The sequence below is a fragment of the Vibrio cyclitrophicus genome, from assembly GCA_023206055.1.
Taxonomy (GTDB): domain Bacteria; phylum Pseudomonadota; class Gammaproteobacteria; order Enterobacterales; family Vibrionaceae; genus Vibrio; species Vibrio cyclitrophicus_A.
Genome location: CP065366.1, coordinates 2,359,321 through 2,382,420 on the forward strand (window position 1 = coordinate 2,359,321; position 23,100 = coordinate 2,382,420).

At 42.9% G+C, this 23,100-nt stretch carries 24 protein-coding genes and 1 tRNA gene; 3 read left to right on the top strand and 22 right to left on the bottom strand.

Features of this window, described 5'->3' with window-relative positions:
• Window positions 1-5: 5 nt before the first annotated feature.
• The 7 genes from ITG09_10365 to ITG09_10395 all read right to left on the bottom strand — a co-directional run bounded on the left by ITG09_10365 (window position 6) and on the right by ITG09_10395 (window position 7,042).
• Window positions 6-617, bottom strand: a complete 612-nt coding sequence (locus ITG09_10365) for an LPP20 family lipoprotein (protein ID UPR51112.1) — start codon at window positions 615-617, stop codon at window positions 6-8.
• 3 nt (window positions 618-620) lie between these two features.
• Window positions 621-1,607, bottom strand: coding sequence for a hypothetical protein (locus ITG09_10370; GenBank protein UPR53626.1), 987 nt, complete (start codon window positions 1,605-1,607; stop codon window positions 621-623).
• Between the two features lie 77 nt (window positions 1,608-1,684).
• Window positions 1,685-2,668, bottom strand: a complete 984-nt coding sequence (locus ITG09_10375) for an LPP20 family lipoprotein (GenBank protein ID UPR51113.1) — start codon at window positions 2,666-2,668, stop codon at window positions 1,685-1,687.
• Between the two features lie 673 nt (window positions 2,669-3,341).
• Window positions 3,342-4,127, bottom strand: a complete 786-nt coding sequence (locus ITG09_10380; protein ID UPR51114.1) for an HAD-IIB family hydrolase — start codon at window positions 4,125-4,127, stop codon at window positions 3,342-3,344.
• Window positions 4,128-4,162: 35 nt separating this feature from the next.
• A complete protein-coding gene (locus ITG09_10385; protein UPR51115.1) occupies window positions 4,163-5,446 on the bottom strand; it encodes a TRAP transporter large permease in 1,284 nt (427 codons plus the stop codon).
• Between the two features lie 9 nt (window positions 5,447-5,455).
• Window positions 5,456-5,920 (bottom strand): TRAP transporter small permease, encoded by a 465-nt coding sequence (locus ITG09_10390; GenBank protein UPR51116.1) that lies wholly within the window; start codon window positions 5,918-5,920, stop codon window positions 5,456-5,458.
• A gap of 108 nt (window positions 5,921-6,028) precedes the next feature.
• Window positions 6,029-7,042 (bottom strand): C4-dicarboxylate TRAP transporter substrate-binding protein, encoded by a 1,014-nt coding sequence (locus tag ITG09_10395; protein UPR51117.1) that lies wholly within the window; start codon window positions 7,040-7,042, stop codon window positions 6,029-6,031.
• Window positions 7,043-7,315: 273 nt separating this feature from the next.
• On the opposite strand from ITG09_10395, the gene ITG09_10400 reads away from it, so the two are divergent.
• Window positions 7,316-8,020: a glycerophosphoryl diester phosphodiesterase gene (locus ITG09_10400; GenBank protein UPR51118.1), complete on the top strand. Its 705-nt coding sequence runs from the start codon at window positions 7,316-7,318 to the stop codon at window positions 8,018-8,020.
• A gap of 9 nt (window positions 8,021-8,029) precedes the next feature.
• Window positions 8,030-8,785: a DeoR/GlpR transcriptional regulator gene (locus tag ITG09_10405; protein UPR51119.1), complete on the top strand. Its 756-nt coding sequence runs from the start codon at window positions 8,030-8,032 to the stop codon at window positions 8,783-8,785.
• A 64-nt stretch (window positions 8,786-8,849) separates the two neighbouring features.
• On the opposite strand, the gene gltS is transcribed toward ITG09_10405, so the two are convergent.
• From gltS to ITG09_10425, 4 genes are all read right to left on the bottom strand, one after another.
• Window positions 8,850-10,064: a sodium/glutamate symporter gene (gene gltS / locus ITG09_10410; protein UPR51120.1), complete on the bottom strand. Its 1,215-nt coding sequence runs from the start codon at window positions 10,062-10,064 to the stop codon at window positions 8,850-8,852.
• Between the two features lie 254 nt (window positions 10,065-10,318).
• Window positions 10,319-10,409, bottom strand: a tRNA-Ser gene (locus ITG09_10415).
• 180 nt (window positions 10,410-10,589) lie between these two features.
• On the bottom strand, window positions 10,590-11,039 hold the full coding sequence (locus ITG09_10420) for an L-alanine exporter AlaE (GenBank protein ID UPR51121.1): 450 nt from the start codon (window positions 11,037-11,039) through the stop codon (window positions 10,590-10,592).
• Window positions 11,040-11,287: 248 nt separating this feature from the next.
• Window positions 11,288-13,741: a response regulator gene (locus ITG09_10425; GenBank protein ID UPR51122.1), complete on the bottom strand. Its 2,454-nt coding sequence runs from the start codon at window positions 13,739-13,741 to the stop codon at window positions 11,288-11,290.
• A 171-nt stretch (window positions 13,742-13,912) separates the two neighbouring features.
• Between ITG09_10425 and ITG09_10430 the strand changes: the two genes are divergently transcribed.
• Entirely contained in the window at window positions 13,913-14,482 is a 570-nt protein-coding gene (locus ITG09_10430) for a UPF0149 family protein (GenBank protein ID UPR51123.1), read from the top strand.
• Between the two features lie 76 nt (window positions 14,483-14,558).
• Here the strand turns inward: ITG09_10430 and ITG09_10435 are convergent, their stop codons facing one another.
• The 11 genes from ITG09_10435 to cydX all read right to left on the bottom strand — a co-directional run bounded on the left by ITG09_10435 (window position 14,559) and on the right by cydX (window position 23,092).
• The gene (locus ITG09_10435) at window positions 14,559-15,590 is read right to left on the bottom strand and encodes a two pore domain potassium channel family protein (GenBank protein UPR51124.1); all 1,032 of its coding nucleotides are present in this window, start codon (window positions 15,588-15,590) and stop codon (window positions 14,559-14,561) included.
• 174 nt (window positions 15,591-15,764) lie between these two features.
• Window positions 15,765-16,826, bottom strand: coding sequence for a quinolinate synthase NadA (nadA, locus tag ITG09_10440; GenBank protein ID UPR51125.1), 1,062 nt, complete (start codon window positions 16,824-16,826; stop codon window positions 15,765-15,767).
• A 210-nt stretch (window positions 16,827-17,036) separates the two neighbouring features.
• On the bottom strand, window positions 17,037-17,825 hold the full coding sequence (ybgF, locus tag ITG09_10445; GenBank protein UPR51126.1) for a tol-pal system protein YbgF: 789 nt from the start codon (window positions 17,823-17,825) through the stop codon (window positions 17,037-17,039).
• A 33-nt stretch (window positions 17,826-17,858) separates the two neighbouring features.
• On the bottom strand, window positions 17,859-18,401 hold the full coding sequence (gene pal, locus ITG09_10450; protein ID UPR51127.1) for a peptidoglycan-associated lipoprotein Pal: 543 nt from the start codon (window positions 18,399-18,401) through the stop codon (window positions 17,859-17,861).
• Window positions 18,402-18,513: 112 nt separating this feature from the next.
• Window positions 18,514-19,866: a Tol-Pal system protein TolB gene (gene tolB / locus ITG09_10455; protein UPR51128.1), complete on the bottom strand. Its 1,353-nt coding sequence runs from the start codon at window positions 19,864-19,866 to the stop codon at window positions 18,514-18,516.
• A gap of 12 nt (window positions 19,867-19,878) precedes the next feature.
• The gene (gene tolA, locus ITG09_10460) at window positions 19,879-20,946 is read right to left on the bottom strand and encodes a cell envelope integrity protein TolA (GenBank protein UPR51129.1); all 1,068 of its coding nucleotides are present in this window, start codon (window positions 20,944-20,946) and stop codon (window positions 19,879-19,881) included.
• A 13-nt stretch (window positions 20,947-20,959) separates the two neighbouring features.
• Window positions 20,960-21,403, bottom strand: a complete 444-nt coding sequence (tolR, locus tag ITG09_10465; protein UPR51130.1) for a protein TolR — start codon at window positions 21,401-21,403, stop codon at window positions 20,960-20,962.
• A 3-nt stretch (window positions 21,404-21,406) separates the two neighbouring features.
• Complete coding sequence (gene tolQ, locus ITG09_10470; protein UPR51131.1) at window positions 21,407-22,090, bottom strand: protein TolQ; 684 nt, start codon at window positions 22,088-22,090, stop codon at window positions 21,407-21,409.
• The gene (gene ybgC, locus ITG09_10475; protein ID UPR53627.1) at window positions 22,080-22,517 is read right to left on the bottom strand and encodes a tol-pal system-associated acyl-CoA thioesterase; all 438 of its coding nucleotides are present in this window, start codon (window positions 22,515-22,517) and stop codon (window positions 22,080-22,082) included. Before ybgC ends, tolQ begins: the two co-directional genes overlap by 11 nt.
• 172 nt (window positions 22,518-22,689) lie before the next feature.
• Complete coding sequence (gene ybgE, locus ITG09_10480; GenBank protein ID UPR51132.1) at window positions 22,690-22,992, bottom strand: cyd operon protein YbgE; 303 nt, start codon at window positions 22,990-22,992, stop codon at window positions 22,690-22,692.
• Window positions 22,985-23,092, bottom strand: coding sequence for a cytochrome bd-I oxidase subunit CydX (cydX, locus tag ITG09_10485; protein ID UPR51133.1), 108 nt, complete (start codon window positions 23,090-23,092; stop codon window positions 22,985-22,987). The genes ybgE and cydX overlap by 8 nt, the downstream gene beginning before the upstream one ends.
• Window positions 23,093-23,100 lie beyond the last annotated feature (8 nt).

The following is a 23,100-nucleotide window of genomic DNA, read 5'->3' on the forward strand; positions in this document are numbered from 1 at the left end:
AGCGGTTACTTTTTCAATGCTTCGAACGCAGTTGCAAGGTCTGCAGCCGCTTTTTCGTTGTTGAATTGATCCCACAGTGCAGAATCTTCACCAACAACTTCGTCGATAACTTTATTCATGTTTGCATCGTATGCTGCTTGGTCCATACCAACTAGAACATACAGACCACCCGTTGGGCTTGCTTGGCTCACGATGACACGACTGTTGGTTAGTGTTTTGTTGACAACCGACTTAGTGATGTTTTCGAATGTCTCTTTAACATCTTCAGTTACAACAGTTACCCCCCCAGCAGCTGAAGTTGACGTTACGCCCTCTGTCGCCGCTTGGAACAAGTTGCTCACATCCGTTTCAAATTCAGCCGCAAGGTTTACACGTGCATCATTAACGGCGATTTTGCGCATCACACTCATACCCGCTGCACTTTTCTTTGCGTAGCCCTTAGCAGCAGTAGCGATATCAGTAGGAATCACATCGCAGATCCAGCCCGGTGCTGATACAGTAGGTGCATCAGGGAAAGTACAAGGCGCAAAGTTTTGCGTTTCTTTAACGGTCGCGTTGTTGCTCTGACAGCCAGTTAGAATTGTTACTAGCGATGTAGCAATAAGTAGTTTTTTCATAAATTAGATGCTATTCATAAGGTTTTTTTCGTGACATTCTAAATCGGTAAAGTCACATTGAATGCTTGATGCATCTACCTTACCCATCGTACCCTTTTTCACTTTTAGTGAGAGTTCTTCATCGATCACGATCCAAGAATGCTTGTCAGTTACAGCGTTAATTTCGTTGTTTACAACGTAACCTTCACCGATTGGGTAAATTTCGGTTTCGCCTTCCATCGATTTCATCGCGTTCGAAAACAAAATGTCCGTACCCGGTTTAATTTTTTGTTGTTTACCCATCGCAACACGTACTTGAGTACCAGCTGCACATTGGCGCATCTCTAGAACCGGTGCACTTGCTGCCAACATCTTGCTCAAATCAGTAGAATGATCTACCGCTTCTGCTGCAGCTTTTGCTGCCATCGAACCGTAACCTGATTCGCTAACCGGGCAACGAGAATTGTTGGTTTCTGATGATGAATAGTAATCGCCTTCAAGCTTGATACGCTTCATCACTTCCATGCTTGGCAGAGCAACCACTTTTGCAATCGCCTCTACGTCAAAGTCATAGCTACATGAAGCTGGAACAACCTTAGTCTCGCCTTCATCGTTCTCGTATGTACGACGCTCGCTGAATGAAGTACTCAAATCAGCACGCGTAATTTCTGTGATAATTGCATAGTCTGCGATTGGCACGCCTTTACTGCTTAGTCGACCACTTTGTTCTGCTAGTTTGATTTCGCCTTTTACTTTGTTGGCAATTTTACGATCAACAAGGTTTGCACCAGTTTCATCAATTTGTGTTTCTAACGCATTTCGCATTGCAGCCTGCATCTTTGTCGATGCTGAGTTTTTGAACTCAAGGTCAACTGGAAGAACAACCACCTTGGTATCCTCTGAAGACGGAAGCTGAATCTCAGCCGCTTCAATTTCTACACGTGTATCAGGGGTACATACTTCACTCACTGACGCACAACCAGACAAAGTTGCAAGTACAGCGCTAGCCATTAACGTTTTCTTTAACATTTATTCGCTCCGAACATGTTCGTTTTATTTTATTTTATTTTTCTAGAATCTGAAGTTTGCTATTTGATTAAACCTAGCGCTGTCCAAATCCCTTTTTCTTTTACTTGCTCGTCGAAATGGCGAGCAGCCCCTTCGTCGGCATATGTGTAGTTAGTAACAGAATTACCCGTAGAAATAATTTCACTACGAGATACTGTATTCGAATTCATGTTGACAACTTTGATATTCGAAACCAGTGTTGAAATAAATGCGTCACCTACTTTATTTCTTCGGCGTTCTGAATCCACCTTCAGAATATGTGTTTGGTTCTTTTTCTTAGATGTCGATGTGGCAATATTAAATTCAGAAAGCTGATTGCCTAATAACTGGACTGCCTTGCTCGATTCTCGATCAGATGAAAGGCGAATATTGATTTGGCTACTTACTGTTTCGTGCGTAACAATGAGTTTCTCTATTGAACTAACGTCAGCTTGATAGTTAGGCTTTAAAGGCGCGAGCATAGCAATACGTACTGACGCGTCATGCTGCATTTGATATGCGGTGCGGTTATCCAGCCACCAAAGCAGTTTATCTTCATGCTTTAGGGCTGCGATTTCTCTCTGTGCTTTTCTGTTAATATCTTCAATTTCACGTAATAACTGCTGAGTCACTAGACTCTTCTTTATTTTAACTTCAACAAATGCCCCGAGATCGTTCTCTTCCATCTGTAAGTATTCAATACCATTTAGAGTCAGTGACTCTGTTTTGGTATTTACTTTATTGTCGACTAAGCTGTTCGAGAACCCTGAACCGTTTGTCTCTCGCACGGTATCGCGCATATAAAAACTGGATTCGACCTGAGTCCATAGTTTCTCGTTAATGTTGTTTACAGCGATTTTTTTAGCATGAGACAACGTTCGTGCTTGAGCAACAGAATAAATATATTGATCGTTATCAACTTGAGGCTTTAAATACCATTCTGGTTTCGTTGACTGGCAACCAGAAATTATCAAAACCGAAATTAGGATGATAAGAAAGTGAAAAACATTTCTGTTAAAAGACATTTGCAACCAATATCTAAATAATTTGGCGCAATCTTATATATACATTCTGAAACATTCAAATACCTCAATTAATATCTTTGACTTTTTTTTAATCGAAATGTGTTTGTTTTTTATTGCCTTTTTGATCATTATTCGATCAATTATAGATAATTTAATAATTTTAATAATACAAGACACTGTTTATAAAGAGTTTTGTCTCACTTATAAAACAGAGAGAAATTAATTATTTTTTTAATATAAAACGTGAGATAAGTCTTAAAAAAACCTCTTTAGAGATTAAAAAATGCACATGTTTTTTATCGTTTTTATGATGTTGATTCAATAAAAATAAAAATTTCGCTCAATTATCAACCAAACCAAGAGGGTTATTTTGACTTAAATAGTTATTAATTTATTTATAGTCCTAAAACACCAGGTTAATAAGCAACCAAAATACAATCATGGAAATTATAAAATAAACACACCGAAAGTGAATTACATAAATGAATTAATGGTTTATATATCACTAGATGACTTAAGAAAGGCAATGAATAGGACGGAAAACTCCCCCCTCGGAGAAGAGGAAGAACCTATTTTTCGAAAATGTTTAAAACACTTATTAATTACAAAAAATGGACCTCATCAATGAGGTCCAATAAGGGAAAGTATCAAGTCGATAGTCAATCTCGATGATTTATTTTAACGCAAGTAACTTACCGACAAACTCAGCGAAACCGTACCCACCCGACTTGCTCATAACCACTGATGGATGATGCTCAAGTCGCGCCCAGTAGTGTTGAATATTTGCTACACCAACACTGAAGGGCAAAATTTCAAACATGTATTGGTCGTTCATCGAGTCACCGACATAGCAACTACGCTCAACAATCTCTTGGTCAGATAGCCCCTTCTCCTTGAGAAAAGCGGTCGATGTCGCTTTCTTAGAGTGCTCACCATACCAAGCATTAATGTGAATAGAGCTTGCTGTGGCATGTGCGCCTAACGCGTGAATCTTAGAGACAATCTCTTCAATAATGGCATCGTCGACTTTAGGACGATTTTGACCGATATCGATCGCAACCTCACACAAGCGATAAGACTGATCCAGCGTTAAACTGAGCTCTGGGTAATCGCTCAAAATAGCTAATACTTGTTCTTTGAGCATACTCTGATTGGCACTAATTTCTGACAAAGGGATATCAGAACGCAATGTCAGATAACCATTTTTCTTTTCCATAATAAACGCACCATTCTCGCCAAGAACTGCATCAACAGGCCACAGCTGAGCAATATGATCACACCAACCAGCGCAGGCACCCGTTACAGCCACAACCTTTTTTCCCGCATCTCTTAGCGCTTTCAAGGCCACCAATGTTTCTGGTGGCAACTGTCCCTGCCAAGTTAAGGTATCATCGACATCCGTCAGAACCCAATCAATGCTTTTCCAATTTTGGTCTAAATCATTCGTTACCGAATTCATTTCTACACCCTCAAATATAAACTAACTTATTAGTGTTAAAGTAAATTCGGTAAAAACATCACTAAACTTTCAGAGAAAGTCAGCAACATCAACACCGACAATAAAGCGAGTAGCAAAGGCACTACTTCTTTTACAAAGTCGACCATACGAACCTTCAAGATGGAACATACAGTAAACATCATCGAACCGAACGGTGGCGTCACACCACCAATCATAATATTAACGATCACGATAATGCCGAAGTGAACCGGGTTTACGCCCAAGTTAAGCACGGCTGGAAGCAGTAATGGCGTTAAGATGATCATCGCGGCGCCACCTTCAATGAACATGCCAACCACTAGCAACAGTACGTTAATCAACAACAGTAAGACTAACTTGTTGTCGGTAAGCTCAATCAAAGCAGAAGCAACATTGTGTGGGATCTGCTCTAGCGTCATGTAGTAACCAAAGACCATGGCACCGATAATGATGAACATAACGCTACTGGTGCCCTGCACCGTTTCGCGCATGATGAACGGGATGTGTTTCAAACCCAGTTGACGATAAACGAAGATACCAATAATCGCGCAAAGCAATACGGCAATAGCACCCGCTTCTGTCGGCGTAAACAAACCAAAACGCATGCCTAGAATAATACCGAACGGGATCAGCAGTGCCGGGATCGCTTTCAGGAAATAATGAAAGCGCTCTTTGGCAGACGCAGGTTCAGAACGAGAAGGTTTATAACGACGTTTACGCGCGATGAACGCAATCGTCACCATCAGCGACAACGCCATCAAAAATGCAGGTACGTAACCCGCAATAAACATTTGATGAACCGAAACGTTCGCTAGCAGCGCATAGATGATTAAGTTAATACCCGGTGGAATCACTGGGCTGATACTTGAAGACGCAGCCGTCACAGCCGCCGTGAATGGCAAGTCATAGCCACGCTTGGTCATTTCAGGTGCAAGAATCTTCGACTGCATCGCCGCATCCGCATTTGCAGAACCAGAGATACCGCCCATTAAGGTACTCAGCGCCACATTTACTTGCGCCAGACCACCCGTTTTATGGCCAATCATTGAGTCTGCAAACGCCAACAAGCTTTTACTGATCCCCGCATAATTCATCACCGAACCAACCATGATAAAAAAGGGAATAGCCAACAATGGAAATGACTCTGTTGAGCTAATAAAGCGCTGCATTACCAAGCTGACGGGAATCGAGTCATTAATAAAGAGAAAATACACCATTGCCGATGCGATCAATGAAAACGCAATGGGTATATTCAATAGAAACAGAACAAAAAGAATGAGGATTGGAAGATAGCTTTCCATTAATCGTACCTACTTAAAAGAGCGCTTTAGAGAAGCGATATCGCTGACGATGAATCGAACCGTGTGGATTGCCATCAATGAAAAACAAAGTAACAACACACCATTGATAGCAAAATATGACATGCCCATCACTGGCGTTACTTTGTTGGATAACATCAGGTATTGATAACTCAGAACAGCCATCAAGATGTTCAGAGTCAGTAGGAAGAAGGAAACACATAACCTAAATGGTATTTTTGCTTTTTCTGGCAGCATGGCGACCACTACATCCACCCCCATGTGAAGCTTGTGTTTGTAACAGGAGCTAATCCCTAAGTAGACAGCCCAGATAAAGCAAATAACCGACAGCTCTTCACTCCACGGGACAACAAAGCCAAATCCATAACGCAAGACGACGTTAACGATAACAACCAAAACGGTGATCGAAATAGCGATAGATGCGAGGATTTCTTCAATATTTTTCAATAAAAACAAAAGACTTCTCCAATGAAATACCCAACATCACGTCGGTTACTTCAGGAATAAAACGGCCTGAAGGAAATCAGGCCGTCTTCATTAACGAATTAATCTACATTCGCAGAATTACTGTGCCGCTCGAATCGTTTCCAACTCTTTCATGATCGTTGCGTGTATACCTTCGCTCCATGTTGGGAACTGGTTGTACACATCAGCCGTCAACTCATTAAACTCGTCAGAGTTCACTTCATTGAAGGTAACGCCTAGCTCTTCAAGTTTCTGCGTGTATTCAACATCAAGCTTAACCAGTTCTGCAGTATTAGATTCAGCGCCTGCTTCTAACTCTTCATTGATGATTTGCTGTTGCTCTGGCGTAAACTTGTCCCAAAGAGTCGGTGAAATGTAGATACCAACCGTACCTAGGAAGTGTTTAGTCAAAGACATATTCTTCGCTACTTCATAGATTTTGGTTGAGTACATAGTCAAAATCGAACCTTCAAGACCATCAACAACACCTTGCTGAACACCTGCATAGGTTTCAGGGAATGGCAGAGAAGCTGGAGCCGCGCCCATTGCTGAAAGCGTGCTAATAAACAGCTGACTTTGTGGAACACGGATACGCATCCCTTTCATGTCTTCAGAGTTCACGATCTCTTTATTGGTGATCATATGACGGAAACCAAACATGTAGTCGGCATTCAATACTTTGATGCCTTTCTCTTCGGCTTTAGCCTTTAGGCCAGCGACAAATTCAGTGTCCATCATCGCTAAGTATTCATCGTAAGTGTTGTACAACATTGGACCAGCCAGTGCTGCAAAGTCCGGTACGTAATCACCTAGGTAAGTCAAATCTTCTACAGCAATCCAGTTTGCGCCGTTAACCACTTGTTCCAAGTTATCTTTGTAAACAGGTAATTGACCGCCTGGGAAAACTTTAATGTTTACCGAACCATCGGTTCTTTCTCTAATTTTGTCGGTCGCTTTAATGAGCTCTTGCGTTAACAGTTCATTTTGAGTGAACACAAGGCTCATGTTGATATTGATCGGCTCGTCTTTAGCGTCCGTTCCAGCCTTGTCAGCTTCACCACAACCAACAAGCAGCGTTGCCGCCATAATTACTGTACCTAATAGCTTTTTCATTTTTTATCACCTTTTCGTGGCTATCGTTTTCTAAATATAGAGGGTGTTATTAAGTTTTCGTAGAGTATGTAAGTGAATTATTACATTCATATGAACATTATTCTTACCTATTTGAACATTGTGAGTATAAGGTCTCACTATTGTATAAACTCTGTACAACACATTTAAGCTAGCTCTCATTTAAAATAAGTAGATATAGCGGATAGATAATATATCTGTAATAAAGTAGAGCTACTGTTTCCTGAATTTTCAAATGAACATCGAGATTGAATTATGATCACAGGCCACCGCGGTGCCGCTTCTTTAGCACCAGAAAATACGTTAGTGAGTATTGAACAAGCAGCGAAAGCTGGTGCTAAATGGATTGAAATTGATACCCAGTTAAGCGCTGATGGCACCCCTATGGTTTTTCATGATAAGACGGTAAATCGTTGCACCAACGGAACGGGCAATATTGCAGACTTAGGTTTGACCGCACTCAAGGCGTTAGATGCTGGCAGTTGGTTTGGTAGCGAGTTCGCGGGGACAACTATTCCGACGTTGAGTGAAGCGCTCGACAAGTGCCTAGAACTCGATGTGACTTTGAACCTTGAGATCAAAATTTACGACGATAAGGCTATCCAACCTTTAGTTGAGAAAGTTGCCGCACTGATTGAACAAAAGCAGTTCCCTATTGAAAAGCTACTCATCTCAAGCTTCAAAAAAGACGCACTAAGCCTTTGCCAACAGATGATGCCAGAGGTTAGACGTGGTTTTATCTGCGAAGTGTGGAACAATTTCAGTTTGGAGTCCCTTCAATCGCTCGATCTTTACAGCATTCATATTGACCACCGAATTCTTGATGAGAAAACGGCGAAAGCGATCAAAGATTCAGGCGCAGTTCTTAAAATATGGACACTGAACGATCCTCAATTGGCGGCTAAATATTTCAACCTTGGTGTCGATAACATCATCACCGACGTACCAAACCAATTTTAGTGAGCTTCTATGGAACTGAACCATCGTCAGAAAGAAATACTCGCAACGCTTAAGGCTAATCAAGATATACAGATCGACCACTTAGCCGAGTTATTTTCTGTCACCACTCAAACCATTCGTCGTGACGTAAACCACTTGTGTGAGCAAGGCCTAGCGCGAAGAGTACACGGAGGCGTCAGCTTGCCTACTACTCTCACTAATACTAGTTATCGATTCCGTGCTGGTGTTGAATCAGAGACAAAGGACAGTATTGCGATGGCGGTTGCCGACGCGATACCTGAAGGTTCAACCGTCATGATAGGCATTGGTACGACCGTCACTCGTATCGCTCAATATTTATTGGCTAAACCAGCGTTACGAGTGATCACCAATAACCTACAAGTAGCCCGTATACTCGAAGCAAATGAGCAAATTGAAGTGTATTTGGCTGGCGGTTTGTTCAGGCGAGAACACCAAGACATGGTGGGTAGTAGCGTGGTCCACTTCTTTTCCGACTTTGAAGCTGACATTGGCATTTGTGGTTGTGGCTCTGTAACAGACAGTCATTTCGCCATGGAACATGAGCAGGTTGAAGCCGACCTTTCAAAATCAATTATCAAAAACAGCCGTGAAAGCTGGCTCGTCGCCGACGCAAGTAAATGGGGTCGTTTTGCTGCGCTAAAAGTGGCATCACTGGAGCAGTTTGATCGTATATACACCAATAAAAGCCAGTTACCTTCGGAGCTCAATGTAAACTTAGTAGAAGATAACGAAGCAAACGCCTAAATACAACAAAGCCTAGCATCACCACTAGGCTTTGAAGCTTACGCATAGTGGGTATCGGACAAGATTACATCCCAACGAAGAAGCTGATCACCAACGCGTTAATTAAATCGACAAAGAAGCCACACACTAATGGCACCACGATAAATGCTTGTGGGCTTGCACCATAGCGATGAGTCACAGCAGTCATGTTAACAATAGCTGTGGCTGTTGACCCCAGAGTGATACCTCCAAAGCCTGAACATATCACCACCGAGTCGTAGTTTCTTCCCATCAAATAATAAACGACAAACACAGTAAACAGCAGTGAAAGCAAGATCTGAATACTCATGACAACAGAGATATAGCCAAACAGCCCGTCAAGATCCCAGATACGCAGCCCCATCAATGCCATGGTCAAAAACATACCCAAGCAGATGTCAGAGATCATTGCTAAGCCTTTACGGCCTTGTGCAATTTTCTCTTGCGTGCGACGTTTCTTGAACAATGCACGACCAATATTGCCGATTAGGATACCTGCGATTAAACAGCTAACGAATAACGGCAGTTTCAAACCCATTGAGTCAATAACTTCACTTAAGCTATAACCAAGCATGAGAGTTAAGTTTAGGATTAACCACGCCCACAGAACGCCGTAGTGGCTTAGTTCTGTTTTTGTTTCACTCTCTTGGTATGCACCAACCGTCACTTCTTCTTCATTAGAAGGGCTTACTTTGTGTTTATTGAGTAGGTAATTGGCAATCGGGCCACCAATCACACACGCTGCAATCAAACCAACCGTGTTTGAAGCGACACCAAGTTCTAGCGCGTTAGCAATTCCAAATTCTTCCACAAACATTGGCGCCCACGCTAACGTTGTTCCTACACCGCCTATCAAACTAACAGAACCGGATAGCAAACCAGCTTTTGCATCCATTCCAAAGCCAGACGCGACTGCCATTCCGACTAAGTTTTGCAACACGATAAAAATGGCAGCAAGACACAGTAGAATAAACAACGGTCGCCCACCTTTAATCAGTGTTTTAATATCCGCTTGGAGCCCGATACCAGCAAAAAAGTAGAGAAGCAAAAAGTCTCTGACATCGAGGCTAAAGGTAATTTGGATTTCAAAAATATAGTAAAGCGCCGCAACGGTCGCGGCACAAACAAAACCACCAATCACAGGCTCTGGCAGGGAATACTTTCTTAATACTTCAGATCGCTCAATCAAACCTTTACCGATAAACAGTAACGAAATCGCGATCGTAAAAGAGAGCATTGGAGAAACTAGGGTTTCTGTCATGGGGCAATGGATTCCTAATAGTTAGATTATTGATAATATTGCGTACTATTAATAATCTAGATCCACGCCAAAAAATCAAGCATTTATCGGTGACAAAAACGGCTAATATAGATCAATTTACGTAAGTATAAATAGAATAAATAACTACTAAGAAATGATTAAAGAAAGTCATGTTAGGGAAGTATGAAGTTAGTGTGGAATATAGGGGCTCTGAAACGAGAAAACCCCAGCATTTCTGCTAGGGTTTTGAATAGTGGTGGAAGGATGGGGATTTGAACCCCAGATACGCTATAAACGTATACTCGCTTTCCAGGCGAGCGCCTTAAGCCACTCAGCCATCCTTCCACAAATTGTGTGTTGAGCATGTCACTCAACGAGGCGCTACTTTATTGATTCTGCTTGCTTTGGTCAAGGGGCATTCTCAAAAAAAGTGCCTTTTTCGGTTTGTTCGATTACAAATTAACTCATTAGATCAAAAACAAACCAAATTTCATTCTTTAGCTGCACTTACGCTTGTTGCTTTTCTTATGCTTGTTGATAGTAGCCTGGAACTCGAAACCATTTACGACACATATCTAGGAAGTAGCCGTAAAGTACGCCCATACCGCACGAGATAACTGCATTACTGGTTACAGCCGTAACGATTTGGTCGCCTGAAGCACCCACTGCCAATAAAATTCCCGCATACACAGGAGACTGGAATAACACGTATGCCATCAAATCAGACAAGTTTTTCATCAATGAGCTTTGTGAAAGTTTTGCACCATTGCGCAAGAACCAATCACGAAAAACGCCATAAGGCCATGCGATAGCAATGTTTACCGGAATAGATAACGTTCGAGAAGCAAGAGATTGCTCAAACGTCATACCAGAAATAAACACTTCTACGATCATGCCAGAGATAAAACAGAAAACGACCATAGCAAATGTATCCGCAGCTGCGTTTCGAATACAAAATGGACCACGAGACTTCATTGACGACAAACCTAAAATATATCACTGCTTAATTAGTGATTTAGTAACATATAAACAAGGTACTTTCGCACCCGCCCAGATAATGTCGCTATTAAAACACAAGATTAGTAGTCATACATTCCAAATTAAAAATCAAGTTGTAAATTAACAACCAAAAACCACTTAAAAAGCAGTCACTTCCACCAACAAATCACATCAAGGTCAAATAACGGGCAATTCGTCGTTTACTTTCTGTAATTAAACAACAACTAGGCCATAGGCAGATTGACAGTAATGATATTAATAACATCTTGAGTAGGAGGAGCGCCCTGAGAAACCTGCTCTAAAGCCTTATCCACTTGGTAAGTCAGTTCAGCATTGTTCATAGGTTTGACATGAGCACGTAAGCTCTCTAATGCAAGTTGAATTAACTCTAGGTTGTTATCTTCAAGTGCCACATAAAGTGTCACTAACAACTCTTCTGTATTGTCTTTGTTTCGTAGGTCAGGTTTAGGTAATGACTCGCTTTTGCTTTTCGAATCACGTTGTTTTACTTCTTGGCTTTCGAGATTATCCACTTTAACTTCATGGTATTGGTAAAGCTTATTTGAATAGCGAAACAACGCATCATCAAGTTCACGCTCATCAATCGGCTTAGCGATAATATAATCCACACCCGCTCCTAGCATACGCTCACGAGTCTCTTTAAAGACATCAGCCGTACAACCAAACACCAATACCGATGACACATCGCCTATCAAAGCGCGAATCGCAGTAGTTGATTCAACACCATCCATCACAGGCATATGGTTATCCATGAGCACCAAATCAAAGCGCTCAGCAACCACGGCTTGTATCGCAAGCTCACCGTTTTCAACACTCTTACAAGTAAAGCCTTTACTGCTCATGAAGGTTTCAATAATCACAGTATTCGTTCGGTTATCCTCGACGATCAGTACCTTTAAGCCTGAGTAGTCCAACTTTTTATGTGGCAAACTCTCGATTTCGCCTGGCTGACAAGGCTGAATCTTCAGGCGAACATCAAAGCTCGTACCTATCCCTTCTTCACTGGTAACGGTAATACTGCCATCCATCAACTGGGCAATTTTCTTGACAATCGCTAAGCCAAGACCAGTACCACCAAAACGCCTTGTAGTGGAAGACTCCGCTTGTTCAAACGGTTTAAAAATACGCTTTTGAGCTTCTTTAGAGATACCTATTCCGGTGTCACGAACTCGAATACTCAGGTAGGTGTCACTTCCCTCTACGACTTCTTTCAAGTACACCTCAACAAAGCCTCTGGATGTGAACTTCACCGCGTTGTTCAATAAGTTAAACAAAATTTGGCGAAGGCGAGCTTTATCTGAGAAGTACCAACGCCCCGAAGGCACCTCAGAGTACACTTTGAATTGAAGCCCTTTCTCGGAAGACAATGTGTAGTAGACGCTGTTAATACTGCCGATGATCGAATCAAGCGGGAAACGCGTTTCATCAAGATCCAACCTGCCCTGCTCGATTTTCGAGAAATCTAAGATCTCGTTGAGTAAGGTCATCATATGATCGCCGGACTCATACAAACTCTTGAGATGCTTCTCTTGTTCAGAATTTAGAGGCGTTTTTAATAGGATCTGAGCTGTACCCAGCACACCATTCATAGGGGTACGAATTTCATGTGACAGGGTCGCAAGGAAAGCCGTTTTTGCATTGGTGGATGCCTGAGCTTTAACCTTTTCCGCTTCGAGATAAATGGTCTTTTCGTTGAAGGTTTTAATCAAATGGCCGATTTCGTCATCACTCGAGTAATCCACATCAATGATTTCGCCGGCTTTCGAGCTATCAACCTGTGCGGCAATCTTTGTGATTGGACTAATCAAATAACGGTTCAATAAGTAATACCCCGCCATTACACAAAGTAGTAATAGCGGAACAATACCGCCCTCAATACTCATGACCTGACGAAATACTTCGTCTGCCACCCGTGATTTGGAGTTAACCACATCCACTTGCCAGCCGAAATCACCAAATTGATTACTGCTTATGTAGATGCCTTCAACAAGGTTAAAGTTATGCGAAACCAACACTTGATTGAGCTTATCTCTAAGAGTAATGCCAAGGTTGTATTCTTCGGCGTGGTTCTTAATAAAGCCAAGCAGCTCTTCGAGCGAGAGATCCACCGTCGCAATACCAGCAAAGGTTCCGTCGTAGTAATAAGGTGACGAAGCCGTAATCATTCGAACGTGAGTATAGGGGTCGATATAGACATCACTCCAAGAGATGGTTCCCTGTGGCTTGTCTACAACTGAGGTATACCAATACTCTTCGTGATAAGGGGCATTTTTAGGATTGTTGTAAGAGAACAGCTGATCAATCGTACCATCGTCAGCTTTGTTGAAAAAATAGCTATTTAAGAGCTTGTCAGAATCCAGCGCATAAGGTTCAGGCCAAATACCAGCACTGACGATCGTGTCATCGCTCGCGGCTAACATCGACTTAAATAGCGGGATAACATCTTCACCTTTACGATGTGCTTGAGCAAAACCAACTAAACTACCGACAAAGCCTTGAGAGCTGCTGAGTGGCTCTGTAATCAAGGCGGATAACAGTTGCGTACGCAAGTCGAGGTTTTGTTGTAATTTGGCGCGCACAGGGGATTCTACGACGTAATACGTCACACTACCGACAATGGCAATAAACATCGCAAGGTATAATCCAAGCGCTACCATGCTTTTCTTCTTAAGAGACGACCGTATCTGCATAATTCTTTTAATGTTTTCTTTTCTGTTAAACCTAGTGTTTATCATCCATGACATCAAGCCTTTTTAGATTGAAGCTTGATTGGCACAAGTTCATTGGTACTATAAGCGCAAATATGTTCCCTTTTACGGTACCTTACTTTGACTTTACAAGATATTCTTGCGCTTCCAGAGTTGGAAGGAAAGCTAATAACAGAACACAAAACAATGGGCTTTGTCACTGCAATGGCAGCGGCACCGAATGTGTTAACCCCGCATGAGTGGCTACCGTTCTTATGGGGCGGCGAAGAAGTCGCGCCTTTTACGGATGGAGAACAGCTAGAAAGCTACATTGAAGTTATCATCGAGCTTTGGAATAAAACCCGCCCTGAACTGATTGAAGGCACTTGGGTTTGGCCAGAAGCTTGTCAATTAGACGACGAAGAAGTGGTTAACACCGCTGCCCGTGATTTTTGTGAAGGCTTACTTCAAGGTTGGCAGGTTGCCCGTGATGATTGGGAAACACTGATGCCTGAAGACAGCGAAGACAATGCGCTGGTTGGCGGTGTACTGCTTTCATTGAGTATGCTTTACGATCCAGAAACCTCAATCGCAACGCTTGCTGAGCAAGGCATTGAAGGTCTAGAGCAGTTCGAAGAGATCTTTAACGCTGTGCCTGTCATGCTTTGCGGTCTAACTCAGCGTGGTATTGCACTGGCTGAAGCTCAATAACAGTTAGTTTTATGCATACCCAAAAGGCCTCGCTATGAGGCCTTTTCAGTTTTTAGACGAAATGAAAATAGAAGCTTTAGAAGCCTTTCCAATCAAAATGATCGATTCGTTCATCGGCAATATAAAACAACTTAGTCCCACTGCTGACAACTTGATCAAGTTCTGGGTTGAGTTCAATACCACTCCCCGTATCAATCGCGATAAGCGTTGCTTGATACTTCTCTTTAAACACAGAGAAAATGGGCGCAACCGTAACAGGCTCAGAATTCTCTGGGTAATAGGTTGAGTACTGTGTCATGCCCCGTGTTGAGCTCAATAGCTCTTGATGAAGCGCACTTGACCCGGGGTCTACTGCAGCCTTTGCTAGCATCTCTGCACCCACCGCTGGAATACATTCTGAGTTAGGGCAATGCTTGTGCAGCAAGTCGCTCAATGCTTCATCTTTAAAGTAAACAAGAAGGTGTGCCTTAGGGTTTCGGTTTGCACAGTAAAGTGCAGCAGACAGAGTAATGTCGTCTTCTGGGTTATCAATCAAGATGCAACTTGCAGACTCAATGCCCGTTTTCTCCATCTCTTTGCCATCGGTGTAGCTGTTTACTTTAACGAAGTTGATTTCACCGGGTAACGGGTTCTCGATATCTGAACGCGTACATAACACGATTGGTCGCTTACCCGTTTCTTCGTGTTGTAACATGCGTATGAGGTGAATGGTTCTTTGTTCATTCCACCCTAACATCAAAATGTGGTTATCCACTCTAACTCTCCTTTTTCCTAGCAAGCCCGCTCGCCAATATTCAACACCTTCTGTCGCCACTTTACCGAGTAACGCGGCGAAAAGGCTCAACCCGCCTGGAATCACAAATAGAATAACGATCCATTGCCCCGCTACCGTGGTTGGGGATAAATCACCATAACCAACGGTAGAAGCCGTCACCACCAAGTAGTAAGCGAATACAGTAACCGAACTGGTTAAATCTGTTTCACCCGCCAAATACAGCATCGACCACGATAGAGCGATGTAGCCAAGAAAAGTGAACAGTAAGTTTTTGCCATTCAAAACAAAGATGTTTGCTTTGATCCAGCGTTTGAGTTGTAACCAGATTATCATTCGAGCCTCTAATCTTTTCCTCTTACTTACATGCTAGAAAAAATACGCGATATCAACAAGATGTATCATCAGAAAAAGATACATAACCACAGGATTGATATTGGCGGCCTATACTCAGGTACAAAAAAACCAGCACGATTGGCTGGCTTTTTATTGGTTAGATAAAAGAACGGCTTACGCGTTACCTTTTACCTGCACGTTTAACTGCTCTGCAAAATCTAGCATGCGGTTCAATGGAATAAGAGACTTAACGCGTAATTCGTCAGAAACGAAAATTTCGTGTTGCTCACCACCATTCTCAAGCGCGTTTTCAATCGCTTCAAGGCCGTTCATTGCCATCCAAGGACAGTGTGCGCAGCTACGACACGTTGCACCAGCACCCGCTGTCGGCGCTTCAATCAGCTCTTTTTCAGGAACCAATTGCTGCATCTTGAAGAAGATACCTTTGTCTGTCGCAACAATCATCTGTGGATGAGGCAGTTCTTTTGCTTTCTTGATCAGTTGGCTTGTTGAGCCTACAGCATCAGCCAGTTCAACCACGCTTGCTGGTGATTCTGGGTGAACCAAGATAGCCGCTTCTGGGTATACCGATTTCATTTTCTTCAAAGCATCAGCTGAGAACTCATCATGAACGATACACTCGCCTTGCCAAAGCAACATGTCGGCGCCAGTTTGATTTGCGATGTAAGAACCTAGGTGACGGTCTGGACCCCAAATAATGGGTTTGCCTTCAGCGTCTAGGCTTTCAACAATTTCTAAAGCGATGCTCGACGTAACTACCCAGTCTGCACGAGCTTTAACAGCTGCAGAGGTGTTCGCGTATACAACCACGGTGTGGTCAGGGTGCGCATCACAAAATTCTGTAAATTTGTCAGCTGGACAACCAAGATCAAGTGAACATTCAGCTTCAAGCGTTGGCATTAGAATGCGTTTGTCAGGCGTCAGAATCTTCGCAGACTCACCCATAAAACGAACACCAGCGATGATCAAAGTGCTTGCTGAATGACGGTTACCGAACTTAGCCATTTCTAAAGAATCGCCAACGAAACCACCAGTTTCTTCAGCCAGAGCCTGAATTTCAGGATCCGTGTAGTAGTGTGCAATTAGAACTGCATCTTTTTCTTGAAGTAGTTTTTTGATGTTCGCGATGTGGGCCTGTTTCTGAGCGTCGCTCAATGGAACTGGCTTCGGCGGAAACGGGTAAACTGTATCGATTTTATCTAGTATATGACTCATTGCTCTTGCTCTACGCAACTTCTTCCGAGAATCCGAGTATTCTACACAGGACAGCGATTGGGATCAAAAAGGATTGGTTGCAAGCGGTGACTAGCTAATGCTTAAAACGCATAAACAAGGCGGTACGTTGGCATCACTAACAAGATGAATAAACACTAAACGGAAGAAAACAAGTATAAAAAAGAGGCGCATAAGCACCTCTATTTTGTTTTATAAGTGGGTTTTAGCCACTTTAGCCGAAGCACTGTTTGGATGCTCGGTAACGACTTGTTGGTAATATTTTTTAGCCTGCGTCGCATTGTTGTTGCGTGCAGCTATATCACCAAGCTTAACCAGTGCATCTGCTCTCTTGTTTGAGTCTTTGTACGACACAACAGCGGCAAAGCTCTTCACTGCTTCTTTATCTTGCTTCTTAGCGAAATAAAGCTGTCCTAACCAGTAGTGTGAGTTAGGTGTGAAGGTAGAATCTGGGAAGTCTTTTTGAAACTTTTGGAATGCGGCAATCGCACCCGTGTAGTCTCGTTGCTTTAGAATCATATCTACAGCGTTTTGATAAGCGGTTTGCTCATCTACATCAGTACTGAACGTACCAGAAGCATCTTTAGAGCCTTCGCTCGCTGCCACTGCTACCGTTGCGGTTCCTGCTGTTTTCACCTCACCTCTTACGCGGTCTAGTTCAATGAACAGTTCGCGTTGACGCTCTAGCATTTGCTTCATATCGTAACTATTTCGTTCTAACTCACCACGAAGTTCACTGATCTCCAGTGCCATGTCGTCGATTTGCTGTTGCATTTGAAGCTGAACAAGGTTGCGATTTTGAAGCAGGCGTTCTAAACGCTCAATATCTGATTCGTTAGATGCAGATGCTGCTCGAGAGGAAGATGATGAATTGGTTGCGGTGCTATTGAGATCGGATACTGGAGCTGGTGCAGCGAACGCAATGTTCGCTGCACTTGCCAGTAACGAAAGCAAAATGACTCGCTTTGTGTTACTGAACATGAGGCAATTCCTCAATTATATAATCTACTAAAATTAGTAAACTAGTACTGCGCGACGGTTTTTAGCGTACACATCTTCAGATTGACCTAGAAGAAGTGGCTTCTCTTCACCGTAGCTTACGATAGAGATCTGGTCAGCTTGAACACCTAGAGCTTGTAGGTATTTCGCTACAGCTTGTGCACGACGCTCGCCAAGTGCGATGTTGTACTCAGGAGTTCCGCGCTCATCAGCGTGACCTTCGATAGTAACGTTCATGTCAACGTTCTTAACTAGGTAAGCTGCGTGAGCTGCTAGCATTTCTTCGTAGTCGCCAGCGATAGTAGAGTTATCGAATGCGAAGTAGATTGTTTGAGTTTCACGTAGCGCTTGCTCTTTAAGCTCTTGCTCAGACAGTTGACCGTTAGCGTCAATTGGCGTTACAACAGTTGTGTCTACGTTGCCTTCTGAACCTGAAGTTGTTTGGTTGCTTTCTGTACCAGATGTTGCAGATGTTGCTTCATCAGTTGAGCTACATGCCGTTACTGCCATCACTGGTAGTGCAATCATCAAGCCTTTAAGAACTTTGTTAAGTTGCATCTTTTTTTCCTTACGTTATCAAACTTAGTTTCTACAGCCGACTAAGTGCTATAGATAGTTAAATGCCACAATAGTTAACACTATCAATAGCTAATAGAATGTATCACTTTACCTAGAGGAACGGTGACCATGCCGGCGCTCTTACGCGTCCGTTGGTTGCCGGTAATCTAGCTTTAAAACGGCCATCGATAGAAACCATCGATAGTACATTTGTTTTATTGTAAATAGAGCTATAGATAACCATACCTCCATTCGGTGCAATACTTGGAGATTCATCTAACAATGTTTTTGTTAGTACCTGAACCGCACCCGTTTCCAAATCCTGTTTCGCCAAGTTGAAACCTGAATTGCTACGATTGACCATGATCATGAATCGTCCATCAGGGGTGATTTGACCACCTAGGTTTTGGCTACCTTGCCAAGTAATACGAGAAGTCGAATTATTTGACAAATTTACATTATAAATCTGAGGTTTACCACCACGATCCGAGGTAAAAATAAGAGACTTGCCATCTGGGTGCCAGAACGGTTCAGTATTATTTGAACGACCGCGTGTAATCTGGGTCAGCTTACGACTTGCAAGGTCAAGTGTGTATACATGAAGGCTGCCTGTCTTCGATAATACCAATGCTAATGTTTTGCCGTCTGGTGAGAATCTTGGGGCACCATTATGACGAGGGTATGACGTCACCTTTTCACGTTCACCAGTGTAAATATTCATGATGAATATTTCAGCTTGACCATTTTGAAAACTCACATAAGCAAGCTTCTTACCGTCTGGAGACCAAGCTGGTGACATCAGAGGTTGCTTAGAGCGAAGCACTAAGCGCTCATTGAAACCGTCATAATCAGCCACACGAAGTTGGTATGGGTATTGGTCATTGTCATTTACTACTACATAAGAAATTCGGGTTAAAAACGCCCCTTTTTCGCCAGTCAGCTCTTCATAAACTAAGTCAGCTATACGGTGTGCATACTCTCTCAAGCGTTTACCAGGAACCGTCGCTTTCTTATTAAATAGAACGTGGTCTTTAGAAAGTACGAGTTGTCCTTCATCACTCAGCGCGCGGCTTTGCCCTTTGGTTAACTGACCACGAACAATGTCGATCAATTGGTAGTTAACCACATACTGCCCCTCGGCGTTCTTAGTGATACTACCGGTAAGCAATGAATCAACACCTAGATTTGTCCAAGCATCAAAGTCCACCTCAGCTTCACTGTAAGGAGTTTGAGGCATTTTGCTTGTCGCAACTGGGCTGAATTTACCACTGCGTTGTAAGTCAGAAGCAATAACCGCTGATACGTCGTGTGGCAATGGCTCTGCGCCTTCCCAACGGAAAGGTACAATAGCGATAGGTCTTGCAGAGTTAATACCGTCTGTAATAACCAGCTCCAGTGCTGCATGTGCAAACTGGCTGCTTGTAGCTATTAAGAAAACAAAACTCAGTAATAGTTTCTTTAACACAAGTTCGTCCTTTTACTCTGGTGATACAGTTAAGTTAATGTCTTTTAGTGAGTTCACAATGTCTGGGTCTTTAGGCAACGGATAAGATTGCACTTGTGCCACCGCACGTTTGGTTGCTGCACATAAACGGCTATCACCATCTAAGATACTCAAGCTACCCAATATCGCGTTAGATCCGGTTGGAATAAGCTTAAGATTCACTCGACATGAGCGTCCTCGATAGCTGTCTTCCAACAACAGGTTCTGTTGAATCAGTTGGGTATAGATAGCACCGTAACGTTGCGCTTCATCACTAATAAATTGTTGTCTTGCTGAAGAGTTTTGAGTCGCTTCAGTTTCAAGCCCAGCAAAGATATCGTTCAATGCTGCTTCCTGCTGTTTACGCTCTTTTTCTGCTTTTGCTGCAGCTTCTTTTGCCTTACGGGCTTTTTCTGCTGCGGCTGCCGCTTCTTTTTCTTTCGCTATGCGTTGCTTTTCGGCGCGCTCAGCAGCTTCTTTCTCTTTACGAGCTTTGTCTGCTGCTTCTTGCGCGGCTTTTTCTTTTGCCACGCGTTCTTGTTCCGCTTTTGCGATTGCCGCTTCTTTGGCCTTACGCTCGTTTTCTGCTTTCACTAACGCAGCTTCTTTCAGCTTACGATCAGCTTCTGCTTTAGCGGCTTTCTTTTGCTCTTGCTGTAAACGCGCTTCTTCAGCTTGACGTTGTTTCTCTTTCTCAACTCGACGTTTTTCAGCTTCACGAGTCGCTTTTGCTTCTTTCGCCTGCTGTTCTTTCAGCTTGCGAATGTTTTCTTCTTCAGCTTTACGATTCTTTTCCAGTCGTTCACTTTCACGTCTGAGCTTGTCTAGACGTTCTTGCTCTTTCTTGCTCGCGGCTTCTCGTTGTTGACGAATCTGTTGAGCTTGCTGGCGAACCAACTGAGGGTCAATCACCACAGCTTGAACCATCTGCCCTGTCGGCTTAGGTTCTGACATCGTAAAATCCGCTCCCCAAATGAGCGCAACGAATAAAATGACGTGCAGCCCAAGAGAAATAAGAAGCGGTGTTCTGAAATTATTGGATTTTTTATTATTCGCTTTCATGAATGCTACGGAGCTATTCCCTTATATCCGTTAAAAGGCCAACCTTTGGCACACCTGCACGGCTTAATTCATCAAGTAATAAAACCACTTCAGCGTATGGCGTTGCGGCGTCACCACCAACTGCCACGGGAGAATTTGGCTTCAAAGACAACTCGGCCTTCACTCGGACGATAATATCTTCCATAGATAAGCCACGCTGTACTTCCTCGTCATTAACGCTCAAGCCAAGTTCACCGTCTTTATTCACTTCAACGATGATGAAACTCGCGTTGTCGTCACCCAATAGATCTTGTGCCGACTTGGCCGTTGAAGCCTGAGGCAATTCAACGTCTACGCCTTGAGTAACGAATGGCGAAGTCACCATAAAAATGATCAGCAAAACAAGCATAACGTCGATGTAAGGTACAACGTTAATCTCTGCTGTCATTTTGCGTTTTTTAGGTTGGTATCCAGCCATCTATTATTCCCTGCCAGCCATCGCTTGACGGTGAAGAATACTGTGGAACTCTTCAGAGAAAGTCGCGTAGTTATGTTCTAGCTTGCCCACTCGGCTACTGAAGCGGTTGTACGCCATTACTGCTGGAATTGCAGCGAATAGACCCATTGCTGTTGCAATCAGAGCTTCTGCAATACCAGGGGCAACCATTGCGAGTGTCGCCTGCTTCACTTCACCTAATGCGATGAATGAATGCATGATGCCCCAAACTGTACCAAATAGGCCGATGTATGGGCTGATAGAGCCAACGGTCGCCAAGAAAGGTAAGTTAGTTTCTAGTTCATCGACTTCACGAGCAACCGCAACGCGCATCGCACGGCCTGTGCCTTCCATAATGAAGTCAGGTGACGTTGCATTCGATTTACGAAGGCGAGCAAATTCAGTAAAGCCTGCGTAGAAAATTTCTTCAGTACCAGAAAGCTCGTCTTTGCGCTTGTTGCTCTCTTGATACAATTTAGCGAGATCAACGCCTGACCAAAATTTGTCTTCAAACAATTCTGTTTGTTTAGAAGCTTGAGATAATACTTTACTTCTTTTTATGATCATCGCCCAAGAAACAACAGACATGCCCATAAGAATCAGCATGACCATCTTAACTAGTAAGCTAGCTTCTAAAATTAGGCCTAAGATTGAGATTTCAGCAGTCACTATTCGTTAGCTCCGTGAGAATAAATGTTGGCATTGCTTTGGGTTTCATTTTTTGATTATCGATACATGCTACCTTAACCATTGCTTTACACAATGCCTTGCCATCAGGATTTACGATCTCTTGACAGAAGACCAAGCTAGCTCGCTTCAACTCGTAAATATTTGTAATGACTTGTAAAGAATCATCAAGACGCGCGCCTTGAATAAAATCAATGTCCATATGTCGGACTACAAAACCGATGTTTTGTTCTAACAATACTTGCTGAGAAACGCCAATTGAGCGCAACATCTCAGTTCGAGCGCGTTCGAAAAACTTAAGATAGTTTGAATGGTATACAACGCCACCCGCATCGGTGTCTTCGTAATACACTGTCACTGGCCACGAAAATGGCTTAGATAATCCTTGCAATTTGATACCACAATCCAAAACGATAAAGATCTCACTATAACCTAACTCCTTATCATTAATAGTATATCGCTGTGAATTTTTTGATTTAAGAGACGAAAAAAAAGGCCATCTGTATAAGATGACCTCTTTTTGGCTAAAAACCCAACAAGTATATAGGTTCACGTTGTTGTGAACCTAAGTCCATTGCCTTTTATAGAAGGCGCAGCACTGTTAGGTAGAGCAAAATTGTGAGTGAAATATATGGGCTGAACAGTAGTTGCCACATCCAAGCTCTTGGCTTAAATCCAATACCGTAAACCATGCTTGAGCATACTGCCCAAATAAACATTGGCCCGATGATCGCGTTAAAGCCACCGATGCTTGTCGCATACGCTTCAGGATCCCACATCACTAAGCCCACATGCATGAAACCCAATACTAGAGATAAGGCTCTAAGCAGAGTCTTATCCATTGGTTGATGCAGTTTAGCGATTTGCTCTGCGAGATTACTCACTGTCTTTGTCCATCATTTCTGAATGCTCTAGCCATAAAGCATTGATGATGCCGAATGCACATGCTAGAAGTACACCCAAAATCCATGCGAAATACCACATAAAATTTC